Annotated in this window: 20 protein-coding genes; 12 read left to right on the forward strand and 8 right to left on the reverse strand. The window is 59.9% G+C overall.

Annotated features, from left to right (window positions below; genetic code table 11):
* Positions 1-14 precede the first annotated feature (14 nt).
* Entirely contained in the window at positions 15-1,202 is a 1,188-nt protein-coding gene (locus tag ACR0BZ_RS13620) for a GNAT family N-acetyltransferase (RefSeq protein ID WP_480920475.1), read from the forward strand.
* A complete protein-coding gene (locus ACR0BZ_RS13625) occupies positions 1,199-1,492 on the forward strand; it encodes a 4a-hydroxytetrahydrobiopterin dehydratase (RefSeq protein ID WP_209505128.1) in 294 nt (97 codons plus the stop codon). The genes ACR0BZ_RS13620 and ACR0BZ_RS13625 overlap by 4 nt, the downstream gene beginning before the upstream one ends.
* Here ACR0BZ_RS13625 and ACR0BZ_RS13630 read toward each other — a convergent pair.
* The 4 genes from ACR0BZ_RS13630 to ACR0BZ_RS13645 form a co-directional block, all read right to left on the reverse strand.
* On the reverse strand, positions 1,489-1,800 hold the full coding sequence (locus ACR0BZ_RS13630; RefSeq protein ID WP_480554376.1) for a hypothetical protein: 312 nt from the start codon (positions 1,798-1,800) through the stop codon (positions 1,489-1,491). The genes ACR0BZ_RS13625 and ACR0BZ_RS13630 overlap by 4 nt on opposite strands.
* Positions 1,801-1,815: 15 nt before the next feature.
* Positions 1,816-2,163, reverse strand: coding sequence for an EF-hand domain-containing protein (locus ACR0BZ_RS13635; RefSeq protein ID WP_480518025.1), 348 nt, complete (start codon positions 2,161-2,163; stop codon positions 1,816-1,818).
* 10 nt (positions 2,164-2,173) lie between these two features.
* A complete protein-coding gene (locus ACR0BZ_RS13640) occupies positions 2,174-2,419 on the reverse strand; it encodes a glycine zipper 2TM domain-containing protein (protein WP_480518023.1) in 246 nt (81 codons plus the stop codon).
* Positions 2,420-2,522: 103 nt separating this feature from the next.
* On the reverse strand, positions 2,523-3,008 hold the full coding sequence (locus ACR0BZ_RS13645; RefSeq protein WP_480474293.1) for a redoxin family protein: 486 nt from the start codon (positions 3,006-3,008) through the stop codon (positions 2,523-2,525).
* Between the two features lie 99 nt (positions 3,009-3,107).
* On the opposite strand from ACR0BZ_RS13645, the gene ACR0BZ_RS13650 reads away from it, so the two are divergent.
* Genes ACR0BZ_RS13650 through ACR0BZ_RS13665 form a run of 4 tightly spaced genes read left to right on the forward strand, consistent with a single transcriptional unit; the run spans position 3,108 to position 5,709 of the window.
* Complete coding sequence (locus ACR0BZ_RS13650) at positions 3,108-4,319, forward strand: NAD(P)/FAD-dependent oxidoreductase (RefSeq protein WP_480920476.1); 1,212 nt, start codon at positions 3,108-3,110, stop codon at positions 4,317-4,319.
* On the forward strand, positions 4,316-4,876 hold the full coding sequence (gene rsmD, locus ACR0BZ_RS13655; RefSeq protein ID WP_480920477.1) for a 16S rRNA (guanine(966)-N(2))-methyltransferase RsmD: 561 nt from the start codon (positions 4,316-4,318) through the stop codon (positions 4,874-4,876). The genes ACR0BZ_RS13650 and rsmD overlap by 4 nt, the downstream gene beginning before the upstream one ends.
* Positions 4,869-5,504, forward strand: coding sequence for an HAD family hydrolase (locus ACR0BZ_RS13660; RefSeq protein ID WP_480920478.1), 636 nt, complete (start codon positions 4,869-4,871; stop codon positions 5,502-5,504). The genes rsmD and ACR0BZ_RS13660 overlap by 8 nt, the downstream gene beginning before the upstream one ends.
* A gap of 25 nt (positions 5,505-5,529) precedes the next feature.
* Positions 5,530-5,709, forward strand: a complete 180-nt coding sequence (locus ACR0BZ_RS13665) for a hypothetical protein (protein WP_480506529.1) — start codon at positions 5,530-5,532, stop codon at positions 5,707-5,709.
* On the opposite strand, the gene map is transcribed toward ACR0BZ_RS13665, so the two are convergent.
* Positions 5,697-6,509 carry a type I methionyl aminopeptidase gene (gene map, locus ACR0BZ_RS13670; protein ID WP_209598440.1) on the reverse strand — a complete coding sequence of 271 codons (813 nt, stop codon included), beginning with the start codon at positions 6,507-6,509 and terminating at the stop codon, positions 5,697-5,699. The genes ACR0BZ_RS13665 and map overlap by 13 nt on opposite strands.
* Before the next feature lie 274 nt (positions 6,510-6,783).
* On the opposite strand from map, the gene ACR0BZ_RS13675 reads away from it, so the two are divergent.
* Positions 6,784-7,701 (forward strand): homocysteine S-methyltransferase family protein, encoded by a 918-nt coding sequence (locus ACR0BZ_RS13675; RefSeq protein WP_480547220.1) that lies wholly within the window; start codon positions 6,784-6,786, stop codon positions 7,699-7,701.
* Between the two features lie 73 nt (positions 7,702-7,774).
* Here the strand turns inward: ACR0BZ_RS13675 and sfsA are convergent, their stop codons facing one another.
* Positions 7,775-8,506 (reverse strand): DNA/RNA nuclease SfsA, encoded by a 732-nt coding sequence (gene sfsA, locus ACR0BZ_RS13680; protein WP_480920479.1) that lies wholly within the window; start codon positions 8,504-8,506, stop codon positions 7,775-7,777.
* A 50-nt stretch (positions 8,507-8,556) separates the two neighbouring features.
* Here sfsA and ACR0BZ_RS13685 point away from each other — a divergent pair, with 50 nt between their 5' ends.
* From ACR0BZ_RS13685 to ACR0BZ_RS13700, 4 genes are read left to right on the forward strand one after another with little or no spacing between them, the layout of a single operon-like run.
* Positions 8,557-9,279, forward strand: coding sequence for a competence/damage-inducible protein A (locus tag ACR0BZ_RS13685; protein WP_480474277.1), 723 nt, complete (start codon positions 8,557-8,559; stop codon positions 9,277-9,279).
* Positions 9,276-9,986: a GNAT family N-acetyltransferase gene (locus ACR0BZ_RS13690; RefSeq protein ID WP_480920480.1), complete on the forward strand. Its 711-nt coding sequence runs from the start codon at positions 9,276-9,278 to the stop codon at positions 9,984-9,986. The genes ACR0BZ_RS13685 and ACR0BZ_RS13690 overlap by 4 nt, the downstream gene beginning before the upstream one ends.
* A 15-nt stretch (positions 9,987-10,001) precedes the next feature.
* Positions 10,002-10,574 carry a peroxidase-related enzyme gene (locus tag ACR0BZ_RS13695; protein WP_209505114.1) on the forward strand — a complete coding sequence of 191 codons (573 nt, stop codon included), beginning with the start codon at positions 10,002-10,004 and terminating at the stop codon, positions 10,572-10,574.
* The gene (locus tag ACR0BZ_RS13700) at positions 10,571-11,473 is read left to right on the forward strand and encodes an OmpA family protein (protein ID WP_480920481.1); all 903 of its coding nucleotides are present in this window, start codon (positions 10,571-10,573) and stop codon (positions 11,471-11,473) included. The genes ACR0BZ_RS13695 and ACR0BZ_RS13700 overlap by 4 nt, the downstream gene beginning before the upstream one ends.
* On the opposite strand, the gene ACR0BZ_RS13705 is transcribed toward ACR0BZ_RS13700, so the two are convergent.
* On the reverse strand, positions 11,466-12,428 hold the full coding sequence (locus ACR0BZ_RS13705) for a sodium-dependent bicarbonate transport family permease (RefSeq protein WP_480920482.1): 963 nt from the start codon (positions 12,426-12,428) through the stop codon (positions 11,466-11,468). The two genes, ACR0BZ_RS13700 and ACR0BZ_RS13705, sit on opposite strands and share 8 nt — an antisense overlap.
* A gap of 98 nt (positions 12,429-12,526) precedes the next feature.
* Here ACR0BZ_RS13705 and ACR0BZ_RS13710 point away from each other — a divergent pair, with 98 nt between their 5' ends.
* On the forward strand, positions 12,527-13,444 hold the full coding sequence (locus ACR0BZ_RS13710; protein WP_480920483.1) for a hydrogen peroxide-inducible genes activator: 918 nt from the start codon (positions 12,527-12,529) through the stop codon (positions 13,442-13,444).
* Between the two features lie 52 nt (positions 13,445-13,496).
* Here the strand turns inward: ACR0BZ_RS13710 and ACR0BZ_RS13715 are convergent, their stop codons facing one another.
* On the reverse strand, positions 13,497-14,402 hold the full coding sequence (locus ACR0BZ_RS13715) for a LysR family transcriptional regulator (RefSeq protein WP_209505110.1): 906 nt from the start codon (positions 14,400-14,402) through the stop codon (positions 13,497-13,499).
* Positions 14,403-14,630 lie beyond the last annotated feature (228 nt).

Genomic DNA, 14,630 nt, shown 5'->3' on the forward strand with positions numbered 1-14,630 from the left:
GGCGCGGAGGACATATGGATCAGGCACAGATCGAGGTTCAGGTACTGGGCGCTCTGTCGCAGATTGCAGCGGCAGAGTGGGATGCCTGCGCCTGCCCCGAAGCTGCCGATGGCGGGCGGCCGCTTGATCCCTTTACCACACATCGCTTTTTGCTGGCGCTGGAAGACAGCGGCTCGGTCGGGCGTGGCACCGGCTGGCAGCCGCAATACCTGACCGCCTATCTTGACGGGATGCTGATCGCGGCGGCCCCGATGTATGCCAAGTCGCACAGCCAGGGCGAATACATCTTCGATCACAGCTGGGCCCATGCCTATGAAAATGCGGGCGGGCGGTATTACCCCAAACTGCAAATCGCGGTGCCGTTCACCCCGGCAACCGGGCGGCGGTTTCTGGTGCGTCCGGGCTATGAACGGATCGGTATGTCGGCGCTGGTTCAGGGGGCGGTGCAGCTTGCGGCTGACAACCGGGTTTCGTCCCTTCACGCGACCTTCTGTACCGAGGATGAAGCATTGGCTGGCGAACAGATGGGTCTGATGCTGCGCCGATCGCAGCAGTTTCACTGGCTGAACGATAACTATTCGGATTTCGACGGCTTTCTGAGCGCGCTGTCGTCGCGCAAGCGCAAGACTATCCGGAAAGAACGCGCGCAGGCCTGTGGTTTTGGCGGCGAGATTCGCACTCTGACCGGTGACCAGCTGCGCCCCGAACATTGGGACGCGTTCTGGCGGTTCTACCAGGACACCGGATCGCGCAAATGGGGCTCACCCTACCTGACGCGGCGGTTCTTTGATATTGCACAGGATACGATGGCAGATGACATGGCCCTTGTGCTGGCCGAACGGAATGGCTTTCCCATTGCGGGTGCGTTGAACTTTATCGGCCGGGAAACCCTTTTTGGGCGCTATTGGGGCTGCATCGAACATCATCCCTGCCTGCATTTCGAACTGTGCTATTATAGGGCAATCGACTTTGCCATTGCTCACGGTCTGGCCCGGGTCGAGGCAGGCGCACAGGGCGAACACAAGCTGGCGCGAGGGTACCTGCCAACACGCACGCATAGCTTGCATTGGGTCGGCGATCCGGGTTTTGCTGATGCGGTCAAGAAATATCTGGACGCCGAAGGCCACGCAGTGGAAGAAGAGATCGAGATTCTGACGGATTACGGCCCGTTCAGGAAATCGAACCCGGAGGAACAGCAATGACCGAACTCTTGTCGACCGAAACCCGTGGCCCGCTGCTGGATCCGCTGTTCAAAAACGGTTGGACCATGGTTGAAGGCCGCGATGCGATCACCAAGACCTTCATTTTCGACAATTTTGTCCACGCCTTCGGCTGGATGACACAGGTGGCAATCTGGGCCGAGAAGTGGAACCATCACCCCGAATGGTTCAATGTTTACCGCACGGTCGAGGTCGTCTTGTCCACCCATGATGTGGGCGGCCTGTCGTCGCTGGATGCTAAGCTGGCCCGCAAGATGGACAGTCTGTGCTAGCGATCGTTGCGGCCTGACCCTTCACCGCCAGCCAGCGATGCGGCAGTGCCCATCTGCCGGAACTCGACAGGCGTGACAGTGCCGTCGCTGACATCAATCGCCCTTGGAATACCCGTGGTCTTGTTTCCGATCTGCCGCACGCTGCGCGCGACCGGGTTGATATCCAGACACTTGTTTTCATAACAGGTCAGGCCAGACAGGTTGATCTGTATGCGGGCCTGCCCGTCCGGGCCTGTCACCAACGGGGCCTGCGGCACGTCACAGGCTGCAACCAGCCCCAGCGCCGTCACCCCAAGCCATTTGTTCATCCCAAACTCCTGCTGTTAATCAAGCTGACCATTCCCATCCTGATCGGCGGACAGGAAATCCTCGCCCATCTGGGTGTCAAATTCTGGTCTTGAGATCACGTTGTCGCCGTTTCGGTCAGCGCTGCGGAACAGTTTGATGTCCATGAACGGTTTGGCCTCGGCCTGACCCAAAGTGCCGTTCCTGTCTTCGTCCATCGTCTGAAAGGCGTAATCCGAGAAAGCATCGAACTCGTCTTTGGACAGGAACCCGTCATTGTTGGCGTCGATGGCCTTCAACTCGTTTTCGTGCAGTTCAGCCACGCTTTCGGCGTGACCCGAACCGGCCAAAGCCACCATGAACATCACTAGGCTTAGCTGTTTCATATCGACCTCCTCAGCACGCGAATCTCTGACCTTCGATGCCGCCAGCGGCAGCGCCCGCTGCGGTCAGGATCGTCTTGCCTGATCCGCCACCAAACTGGTTGCCGATTGCGCCCCCGATCAGCGCCCCGCCCAACGTTCCGCCCAGACAGGCGATTTCGTGCTGGCGTGCAGCTTGCTGTTGCGGAGTTGGGGCCGGTCCACAGGCCGCCAAAAGGGCCGCGCCGGACAGTACTATGTAGAACGCGTTAAGTTTCATGAAAAAACTCCCCGTGTGAATACGCCAAGTATTCGCGCTCTGGGGCGGTGCTTCAAGTTAATTTGGCGGCGAAAGGCCCCGGTCGGACCGGGGCCGATCAAAATCAGATCACATCCAACAGGCCTTCACCGGCGGAAATCTCGCAGGCGCCGGGGTTTTCTTCCATATTTAGCACCGTGACCGTGCCATCCTCGACCAGCATTGCATACCGCTTGGACCGCGCGAAAAGCCCCACGGGCGGCGCGTCGAAATCCATGCCGATGGCCTTGGTGAACTCTGCCGCTGCGTCCGACACCATGGTCAGCCCCGCCTCGGTCGCGCCCGTGGATTGCCCCCACGCCTGCATCACAAACGGATCATTGACCGAAAGGCACAGGATCTCGTCCACGCCCTTGGCGTCAAACTGTTTCTTCGTGCGGATGAAACTGGGCACATGGGCGGTCGTGCAGGTGCCGGTATAAGCCCCCGGCACGGCAAAGATCACCACCTTGCGGCCTTTGGTCTTGTCTGAAATCCGCACCTCTTCCGGCCCGTTCGCGCCCATCTGAATCAGCGTTGCTTCGGGCAGGGTATCTCCTGTTGAAATCATTATTCAGCTCCTGTCGTTTGGATTTGCAGAAATGTGCTTAGCCGCAATATAGGTGGTCTGAACACGGTGACCACTTGAAAACTGCGGGGTAGGCAAAGCATGAGCCATATTGTCGTGATCGGCGCGGGGCAGGCAGGCGCGTCTTTGGTGGCCCGTCTGCGCAAGGACGGGTTTGCGGGTGAAATCACTCTGATCGGGGCCGAGCCGCATCTGCCTTATCAGCGCCCGCCCCTGTCCAAAGCCTATCTGCTGGGCGAGATGGAGCTTGAGCGTCTGTTCCTTCGGCCTGAAAGTTTTTATACGGAAAACAACATCACCCTGCGTCTGGGTCAGCGCGTCACCGGTATCGACCCCAAGGCCAAAACGGTCACGCTGGGGGATGAGGTTATCTCTTACGACGAACTGGCGCTGACCACCGGATCGGACCCGCGCCGCCTGCCTGCCGCGATTGGTGGCGATCTGGACGGCGTGCACGTGGTGCGCGATCTGGCCCATATCGACGAGATGGAGCCCAAAGTGGCCGAAGGCGCCCGCGCGCTGATCGTGGGCGGCGGGTATATCGGGCTCGAAGCTGCCGCCGTCTGCGCCAAGCGCGGTGTCAAGGTCACTCTGGTCGAGATGGCCGACCGTATCCTGCAACGGGTCGCAGCGCCCGAGACCAGCGATTATTTCCGCGCGTTGCACAGTGCATACGGTGCTGACATCCGCGAAGGCGTGGGACTGGATCACTTGATCGGCGAAAACGGCAAGGTCACCGGCGCGGTTCTGACTGACGGTACAAAACTCGAGGTCGATTTCGTCGTGGTTGGCGTCGGTATTGCACCCGCAACCCAACTGGCTGAGATGGCGGGGCTGGACCTGGACAACGGCATCAGGACCGACGCCCATGGTCGCACATCTGACCCGTCGATCTGGGCGGCTGGCGATTGCGCCTCCTTTCCCCATGGCGAAGGCCGCATCCGTCTGGAAAGCGTCCCCAACGCCATTGATCAGGCCGAGATTGTGGCCCAGAACATGCTGGGCGCGGCCAAGGATTATGTGGCAACCCCGTGGTTCTGGTCGGATCAATACGACGTCAAGCTTCAGATCGCGGGCCTGAACACCGGGTATGACCGCGTGGTGACGCGGCAGGGCGAAGGGCAGACCGTATCCTTCTGGTATTACAACGGTGACAAGCTGATTGCGGTCGACGCGATGAACGATCCGCGCGCCTATATGGTTGGCAAGCGCCTAATCGAGATGGGAAAAACGGCCGACCCGGCCGTCGTGGCCGACCCGGATGCAGACCTTAAGCCGTTGCTCAAGGCATGAGGATCATCGCCGGAGAGTTCCGCGGTCGCGCCCTGACCCCCATCGGCAAGGGCGATGCGGGCGCACATCTGCGCCCGACCACCGACCGGGTTCGCGAAAGCCTGTTCAACGTGCTGGCCCATCAGATCGATTTCGACGGCCTGCGCGTGCTGGACCTGTTTGCTGGCACCGGGGCGCTCGGGCTCGAAGCACTGTCACGCGGTGCGGCACATGTCACCTTCGTTGATGACGGGCGCGTGGCGCAGGGTTTGATCCGCAAGAATATCGACCTGACCCGCAGTGCCGGGCGCACAGACCTGATCCGCCGCGATGCAACCCGGATGGGCGAAAATCCGGGCGCGCCCTATGATCTGATCTTTCTGGACCCGCCCTATGGCAAGGCCATGGGTCAGAAAGCCATTGCCGCGCTGTCCAATGGCTGGATCGCGGATGATGCGCTGCTGGTTTGGGAAGAAAACTCACGGATGCAGGCTCCGGCCGGGTTCACGGTGCACGACAGCCGCAAATATGGCGACACGTATATCTCATTGATGCGGAACGGTGCTCAAAGTGCATGATCTGGTCATTTTCGATTGCGATGGCGTTCTGGTCGACAGCGAGGTGATCTCGAACCAGGTGCTGGCGGACAATCTGGCAGGCTATGGCCTGCACCTGACCTTGCCCGAATGCATGTCCCTGTTTGTGGGTGGAACCATGGTTGGGGTGCGCGACAAGGCGCGTGGAATGGGCGCTGATCTGCCCGAAGACTGGATTGATCAGGTCTATGCCGAAACCTACGACCGCCTGCGCGCCGGTGTGCCCTTGGTGCCGGGCGTCGCGGACCTGCTTGCGGCGCTGGATCAGCAGGGCATCCCCTATTGCGTGGCCTCAAACGGCAGCCCGGACAAGATGCAGATCACGCTGGGCCAGAACGGGCTTTGGGACCGGTTCAAAGATGTGATGTTCTCGGCCCATGTGCTGGGCACCGGCAAGCCTGATCCAAAGATGTTTCAACTGGCGGCCGAACATTTTGGCGCACAGGTCCCTGTGGTTATCGAGGACAGCCACAATGGCGTTACGGCCGCAATCCGGGCCAATATGCGCTGTCTGGCCTACGCGCCGCATGGCGGTGGTGACAGGCTGGCCGATCTTGGGGCCGAGGTGATCACGGATATGTCACAGGCGCACCCGCTGTTGGGACTCTGACCCCCAACTGTGCTAGGGTGCAGCCATGGACCATGCTCTGACACCCTTTGTCTGGACAGTCTCCCGCGACGCCGAGGTCACGACGAAACCTGACCCCAACCCCCTGCGCGCGCCGGTGTTCATCCACGATGCGGTTACCCCTTGGGGGGCTGAGACGATGCTGCTGAAACTCCTGCGCGAACAGGTCGCCGATCAGGACGAATAGGTCGGGTGAAACTTGCCGCCCGGTGACAGGGTAAAGATATCGACCCCATTCGCCGTTACGCCCACCGAATGCTCGAACTGTGCCGACAGCGACTTGTCGCGGGTCACAGCGGTCCAGTCATCGGCCAGCGTCTTGGTTTCGGGGCGGCCCAGATTGACCATCGGCTCGATGGTAAAGAACATGCCTTCCTCAAGAACCGCGCCTGTGCCGGGGCGGCCATAATGCAGCACATTCGGCGGTGCGTGGAACACGCGGCCCAGACCGTGCCCGCAAAAGTCGCGAACAACACTCATCCGGTGCGCTTCGACATAGGCCTGAATGGCATGGCCGATATCGCCGAACGTGTTGCCCGGTTTGACCATCTCGATGCCCTTGAACAGCGCGTCATGGGTTACCTGGATCAGACGCTCGGCCTTGCGCGGCAGCTTGCCCGCCACATACATGCGCGAGGTGTCACCGAACCAGCCATCCACGATGACGGTCACATCGATGTTAAGGATATCGCCATCCTTCAGCTTCTTGTCACCGGGAATGCCGTGGCAGACCACATGGTTCACACTGATGCAGCTGGCGTGTTCATACCCCTTATAGCCGATCGTGGCCGAGGTCGCGCCCGCATCCTCGACCATCTGCGTGATCAGCCCGTCAAGCGCACCCGTGGTCTGACCGGGAAAGACATGCGCGGCAATGTCATCCAGAATCCGCGCCGCCAGAGCGCCCGCCGCGTGCATCCCGGCAAAATCACCCTGTTCATAGATGCGGATACCGTCCTTGGTCAGGCGGCCACGATGCTCTTTCATCGACGCAAAGCTCCAATTGTTACGCGCGGCACTTCTTTTACGCTGCTTGTGCAGAAAGTACCAGAGGGCGCAGTGTATCAGGCGGCACATGGGGCAGAACCACGAGAGTTCAAGAACTTGAACTGCAGTTAGGTTTCAAATCCGGTTTGACCCATCGACCATTGCGTTGACGCATAACGGTTTGGTGTTTGTTCAGTTTACACAGCAAATTTCACAGACAGCCTCTGCCCTGTTATTGTTGCGATGAACTCCAACAACTAAGGAGCGCACTGAAGTGCCACGACAGCTCCCGCACGAGACAGACAAGAAGTATTTGGTTTTTGCCGGAACTGGCACGGATCTGATCTTTAACCACGGCATAGATTTGCCGGGATTTGCCTCATTTCCATTGCTAGAGAACCCAGAAACCCGTTCTGTCCTTGCAGGTCAGATGCACGCGCTTGTTCAGTTGGCGGGCGAGATGGAGGTGGGTTGCATACTTGATGCACCGACTTGGATGGCCAATGCCGATCGGGCTGCTCCTCTGGGTTACGATGCCGAACAACTGGATGAAATAAACCGGGATGCTGTCGCGTTAATGGAAGACGTGCGTCAGAGCGCTGGTCGAGATGACGTTTTGGTTTCCGCTTGCGTCGGCCCACGCCACGATCCCTATGCGGACGTTCCGGCCATGTCGATCGATGATGCCCGTCGGTATCACAGTGCGCAGCTTGCCGTTTTGAAACAAACCAGTGTCGACTTGGTGACAGCTTATACGTTCAACAGACCTAGCGAAGCAGCGGGCTGCATTCTGGCTGCGCAGGATTTTGGACTACCGATAGTGATGTCATTGGTTGTTGAAACCGACGGGTGTCTGGCTGATGGAACAAAGCTTGTCGACGCGCTGGATCAAATCGATGTCGCCACGGATGCGGCTGCGCAGTTCTTCATGGTCAATTGTGCCCATCCGACCCACTTTTCCGATGCGCTAAATCGCCATCCAAGACTAAGAGGCGTTGTCGCAAACGCATCAAGTTGCTCTCATGCGGAACTGGATGAGGCCGAGGAATTAGACGAAGGTGACCCCCATGTGCTTGGGCAAGAGATTGCGGACGTCGTGCATAACAACCCGTCAATTTCAGTGATAGGAGGGTGCTGCGGTACAGATATGAGGCATTTGAAACTCATGGCACAAGCGGTTGCTGCGTCTTAGACGCGCACCAATCAGTCTCAATCAGTGCTCCTTAGACAATCGCGCGCATTAGTCAATCGCGCGCATTTTTGGGCTAGGTCAGCAGGCCAGGGTCATGCTGGTTGATTACTGGAAAGGTACTGACGTCAACCCAAACCCCATCCGGCGAAATCCGCGTCCCGCAAATCATCCGCTCTACCCCTTGCGCCTGCGCCGCCTCGAACGCTGCCGCATAGGCCGGGTCGATATCCGCGGCCAGCGTGAACCGGTTGCAATCGGTGCGTTGCACCAGGTACAGCATGATCGCCCGGTGCCCCTGCGCTGCCATCTGTGCCAGCTCGCCCAGATGTTTGGTGCCGCGGGCGGTGACGCTGTCGGGGAACTCGGCCAGACCGAGCTGGCGGGACAGCGTCACGCTTTTGACCTCGATATAGGCATCTGGCAGGCCGGGGCCGCTCAGCAGGAAATCGATACGGCTGTTTTGCCCGTATTTCACCTCGGGCCGGACAGTGTCATAAGCAGCCAGCTCGGGGATCTCGCGCGCCTCAAGCGCTGCCCGCAGGGCGCGGTTCGGGACGGAAGTATCGACCCCGGTGAAATGCCCGTTTTCGTGATCCACCAGCCGCCAGCCGAATTTCAGCTTTTTCTTCGGGTCGTCATTGGGCTCAAGCCAGATCAACTGGCCCGGTTCGGCCAGCCCCATCATGGATCCCGGATTGGCGCAATGGGCGGTCACTTCGTGCCCGTCTTCCAAACGGCAATCGGCCAGAAAGCGTTTGTAGCGACGGATCAGGCGGGCGGGGACAAGAGGGGTTCCAAAACGCATGTCTCACGGCCTATACCTGCCCCTGAAGACGATCAAGAGGAGTCCGCGCCATGGCCAATCCAACCGCAGCAATGCTGGTGATCGGTGATGAAATCCTGTCGGGCCGCACCCGCGATGCAAACATGCATTATCTGGCGCAGGAGCTGGCAAAACACGGCATCGATCTGAAAGAGGTCCGCATCGTCAGCGATGACGCCCCCGCCATCGAAGCGGCGGTCAAAGCTCTGTCTGACAGCCACGACACCGTCTTTACCAGCGGTGGCATCGGCCCGACCCACGACGATATTACCGCCGATTGTATTGCGCGCGCCTTTGACACCCCGATTGACGTTCGCGACGACGCGCGCGCGCTGTTGCAGGCGCATTACGACAAATCCGGGCTGGAACTGAACGCCGCCCGCCTGCGCATGGCGCGTATCCCGGATGGCGCGACATTGATCGACAATCCGGTCTCGACAGCGCCGGGTTTCACCCTGAAGAACGTGCATGTGATGGCCGGGGTACCGCTGGTGTTTCAGGCCATGGTCGCCAGCGTCCTGCCCACACTGACCGGTGGCAGCCCCTTGTTGTCGCAAACCCTGCGCGTGGACCGGGGCGAAGGCGATATCGCCGCAAACCTGTCCGCGCTGGCCGAGGATTTCAGCGATCTGTCCATCGGCTGCTATCCGTTTCAGATCAACGGGGCCTTCGGGGCCAACGTGGTGGTGCGCGGCACCGATGGCAGTCGGATTGACGCGGCCATGACCCGTCTGGCGAAAGAGCTTGCGCTTTGAGCGGCGACTGGGCGGGCATCGTCGACGGCACATGGCCTGCCGCGCGGTATCGCAGGCTGGGGCCGTTTCAGCTGCGCGAAGGGCAGGGCGGCGGCTCGCGTGTTTCTGCAGCCAATGCGCTGGCCCCGGCCAGTGATGCCGATATCGACGCGGCCGAGGCCGCGATGCAGGCCATGGGGCAGAAATCCATCTTCTGCCTGCGTCCGGGGGATGAGGCGCTGGATGCAAAGTTGGCGCAACGGGGATATGACATCCTTGATCCGGTCAACATCTATACGTGCCCCGTCTCTCACCTCACCGATCAGCCGATCCCTCCGGTCATGGTGTTTTCGGTCTGGGAGCCGCTTGAAATCATGCGCGAAATCTGGGCGGCTGGTGGGATCGGGCCCGAACGTCTGGCGGTGATGGAGCGCGCGAAGGGTCCCAAAACCGGTCTGCTGCTGCGCCACAACGACCAACCCAGCGGCGCAGCCTTCGTGGCGATGCATGGCGATGTCGCGATGCTACATGCGCTTGAAATCCTGCCCGCGCACCGCCGTCAGGGGCTGGGTCAGTGGACCATGCGCGCCGCGGCGATTTGGGCAGGTGACAACGGTGCTCAAACCTTCAGTGTGATCTGCACCAAGGCCAATGAAGGTGCCAATGGTCTCTATCGCGCCCTCGGGATGGAGATCGCCAGTGAATACCATTACCGTCACCTTGTCTGAACAAAAGGGGTCGCCATGACACAGAAAGACATGCCCACCGCGCTGAACCTGCCCATGGTCGATCCGCTGCCGCCGGAAACGCAGAAATACTTCGATATTTGTGTCGAAAAGCTGGGCATGGTGCCGAATGTGCTTAAGGCAAACGCCTTCGATATCGACAAGCTGAACACTTTCACGGCGATGTATAACGATCTGATGCTGGCCAACAGCGGCCTGTCCAAGCTGGAACGCGAGATGATCGCCGTGGTCGTGTCGTCGATCAACAAGTGCTTCTACTGTCTGGTCGCACACGGCGCGGCGGTCCGGCAGCTTTCAGGCAACCCGCAACTGGGTGAGATGCTGGTGATGAATTACCGCGTTGCCCCGATCGAGCCCCGGCAGCGCGCGATGCTGGACTTTGCCGCCAAAATGACCACCGCCAGCGCCGAGATCGAAGAACCCGACCGCCAGAAGCTGCGCGATGCAGGCTTTACCGACCGCGATATCTGGGACATTGCCAATGTCGCCGGGTTCTTCAACATGTCCAACCGGGTGGCCAGTGCCACGGCAATGGTGCCCAACCCCGAGTATCACGCGCAGTTTCGATGATCCGATCAGCCGCCCTCATTGCCACGCTGCTGGCTGGGCCGGTTCTGGCGCAGGACCTGACCCTTCCAGCCAGCGCCCGCCAGATCAGCGACCGCACCTCGCCGCTGGACAGCTATGACCTGCCAACGGGGCCTTTCGCGAATGGCGCGGTGCCTGCTGACACCCTCGAAGGCCGGGTTGAACGCTACACGTGGCGGCTTCAGGCGGGCTCAAGCACAACCCTCCAGCTTTTGACCCCGCTGCGCGACCAGATCGAGGCGCAGGGCTACAAGATTCTGTTCGAATGTGATGCCCGCGCCTGTGGCGGGTTCGATTTCCGCTTTGGCACCGAGGTCGTTCCGACCCCGGATATGTATGTCGCCATTCAGGATTACCGGTTCCTGTCGGCCACCAAGGGGCCTGTTGCCCTCAGCCTGTTGGTCAGCCGCAACCCCCCGGACGGGTATGTCCAGATGATCCGCGTCACACCCCAGAATGCACCGGACCCTGTTCCGGTCGTGATCGAACAGGCAGTCGAGGGGTCGGGCGGGCTGATTGAGGCGCTGGCAACATCGGGTCACGTGATACTGGACGATCTGCATTTCCCAACCGGTGAGGTTGCGTTGGGCGAAGGGACATACGCCTCTCTGACCCTGCTGGCCGGGTATCTGGCCGAAAACCCCAAGATGCGCCTGGCGCTGGTGGGGCATACCGATGACACCGGCGCGTTGCAGGCCAATATCGCGGTCAGCAAAAGCCGGGCCGAGTCGGTCCGCACCCGTCTGATTGATGCGCATGGTGTGGCTGCCGACCGGATCGAGGCGCAGGGCGTCGGCTATCTGTCCCCGCTCACCTCGAACGCAACCTCCGAAGGGCGCGAGCTGAACCGCCGGGTCGAGGCGGTCTTGCTCGTCAACTGACCCACCACAGGTACAGCGGCAATCCGACCGTGATGTTGAACGGAAACGACACACCCAGCGACAGGGTCAGATAAATCCCGGCCTCGGCATTTGGCAGTGCAATTTTCATGGCGGCCGGAACCGCGATATAAGACGCCGAGGCCGACAGCACCATGAACAGGAACAGGCTGCCTTGCGGCAATCCGATCACCGCACCGACGGCCCAGGCCATCAGCGCGCCGATCAGGGGCATCAATACGCCAAATGCGAACAGGCCAACCGACAGTTTGTCGCGATTGCTGATCAGGCTGCGCCCCGCCGAAAGCCCCATATCCAGCAGGAACAGGCACAGGATGCCAGTGAAGGGCGTGACGATGAAAGGCGCGATCATCTGCATGCCTTCACCCCCGGTTATGGCCCCGATCAGGAACGCCCCGGTCAACAGCACAATCGATCCATTGGCCAGTAGATCACGCCACAGCTTGTCATCCTTGACGCCATTGCCGCCGGTCTTGTGCGCCAGCCACAGCGCCGACAGAATGGCCGGCACCTCCATCGCTGCCGCAACCGCCACCATGAACCCGTCATGGGTCAATCCCACCAGATCCAGCAGGCTGGTGGCGGTGACAAAGGTGACAATCGAAATCGAGCCGTAATGCCCTGCGACCGCCGCTGCATTCAACGCATCCAGCCGTGTCATAACCCTCAGCAGGGCAAAGGCCACGAAGGGGATGGTAAAGGACAGGGCCACGCCGCCCAGCAGGGTCAGGAACAGTTGCAGGTGGATGCCATGCGCGGCCAGGCTGGCACCGCCTTTGAACCCGATGGCCAGCAGCAGGTAAAGCGACATGAACTTGGCCGCGCCCGCGGGGATAGACAAATCACTGCGCACAAAAGCCGCCAGAAGCCCTAGGGCAAAAAACAAAATGGTGGGCACCAGCAGATTGCTGGACAGCGTCTCGATCACTCCGGGCATACTTGACTCCTGATCCCTCGTTTCAGGGCTAGGTGCCTTGCAAAATTGATTTCGCCAAATACTATCTTTTTAAGTTTAACATAGTTTCAGGGTATGAAATGCGTCCAACCTTGCGCCAACTGGAATACATCGTCACGGTCAGCCGCCTCGGGCGGTTCAGTTTGGCCGCCGAGGTGCTGAATGTCAGCCAACCCAGCCTGTCGGCGCAAATTGCAACCGTAGAACAAGAGCTTGGCATTCGGATCTTTGACCGCAACCGCGGCGGAATTCAGGTGACGACAAAGGGGGAAGAGTTCATCTCGCGCGCGCAAAAGATCCTTGCCGAGGTCAAGGACCTGCGCCACGCCATGACCAACGATATGCCTGTCGGAGGAAGGTTGCGACTGGGCGTTTTGCCTTCGATCGGGCCGTACCTCTTGCCGCAAGCCATCAAAGAGGTGCACCGCCTGCGCCCCGGATTACGCATTGTCGTGCGCGAGGAAAACACCCGCGATCTGGAACAGGGCCTGAAATCCGGTCGGTTTGATCTGATCCTGTCAACGCCTGAAGATCACCCCAATACCGTGCAGCACCGCTTGTTCAACGAACCCCTCTGGGTCGCGGTGGCCGTTGACGACGTTCTGGCGCAGGACCCACAAGGCGTCAGTGCCGCCGACTTGCAGAACCGGCTGTTCCTGACCCTTGACCAAAGCCACCGCCTGTCGCGCATCGTCTATGCGCTGGCAGCGGAATGCGGCGGTGTGGTTTCGGATGAATATGAAGGCACAACGCTTGATTCCATTGTCCTGATGGCGGCCTCGGGGGTCGGGGTCGCGGTTCTGCCGGATCTGTTTGCCCGCAGACAGGGCATTTACCGCGACGAAGTGCGGCTGCGCCCGCTGTCCATTCCCAATGCCAATCGCGATATCGCATTGCTGGCGCGCAATGCCGAAACGCCGCCGCCGGGTCAGAACGTGTTGATGGAAAGCCTACGCTCTTCCGCGCGATCCATCGGCCTGACAGTGATCGGTTCATAAAAAAAGGCCCGCACTTTAACATGCGGGCCAAAGGTAGGTCTTCAGGGAGAAACTACCAATCCATCGGGCTTTTGTCTTCGAATGCGTCGACCAGAAAATCGATGAAGGCCCGTACTTTGGGTTGTGTGAAGCGGCCGGGCGGATAAACTGCGTAAATGCCCTGTACCTCGTCCGGCAGGGACGGCATGGCATCGACAACCCGCCCCGATTTCAACGCTTCGGCATAAAGATAGCTGGGCAAATATGCGATCCCCAGCCCCGAGATGGCTGCGTTCAGCAGCGACTGGCCGTCATTCACGCTTAGCCAGCCCGCGGTGCGCACCTGACGCTTTTCACCGGACGGTGCGGTCAGCTTCCAGACATTGCCTGACGACTGGCTGGAATAGTGCAGCAACTTGTGTTCGTTCAGATCGTCGATCTTCTGCGGGCGCCCGAACCGTTCGATATAGCTGGGCGCGGCGACCATGCGTTTGACCGTTTCGGTCAGCTTGCGGGCGCGCAACGTGCTGTCTTCCAGCTCACCGATGCGCACGGCCACGTCAAATCCTTCGGAAATCAGTTCGACATAGCGGTTGTTCAGCACCATGTTCACGGTGATGTCGGGGTAGACGGCCAGGAAATCGGACAGGACCGGCGACAGGTGATTGACACCGAAATCCGTGGCTACGCTGATGCGCAGCAGTCCGGACGGGGCCGATTGCATCGATGTGACCAGCGAATCCGCTTCACCCGCATCATTCAGAACGCGACGCGCGCGGTCATAATAGGCCAGGCCGATTTCTGTCGGCGACACCCGGCGCGTGGTGCGGTTCAGCAGCCGGGCTCCCAGACGCGCTTCGAGGCTCGAGACGTGTTTGGACACGGCCGATTTGGAGATGCCCATCTTCTTGGCCGCATCGGTGAAGCCACCCTGGTCCACCACGTTGGCGAAGGCTTCCATTTCGGTCAGTCGGTCCATTCTCGTTCCCCAGATCTTGATTTCCAACCCGACTATCGCTCTGAATCTGGGCGGAATCGGGGCATACATGGGATAATATCAGGGATTTGAATCGGATCGTTTGCGTATGAGAAACGCAGAAACAGTGGTTTCCAAACCGGCCCCGACGCCTGCGATACTGCGTTTTCCACGCAATCATACGTTTCTGTTCATCTTAGAATGGCATTTTTGTGACGACAGAGGGGGTCA

It is taken from the genome of Ruegeria sp. P8, assembly GCF_056534665.1.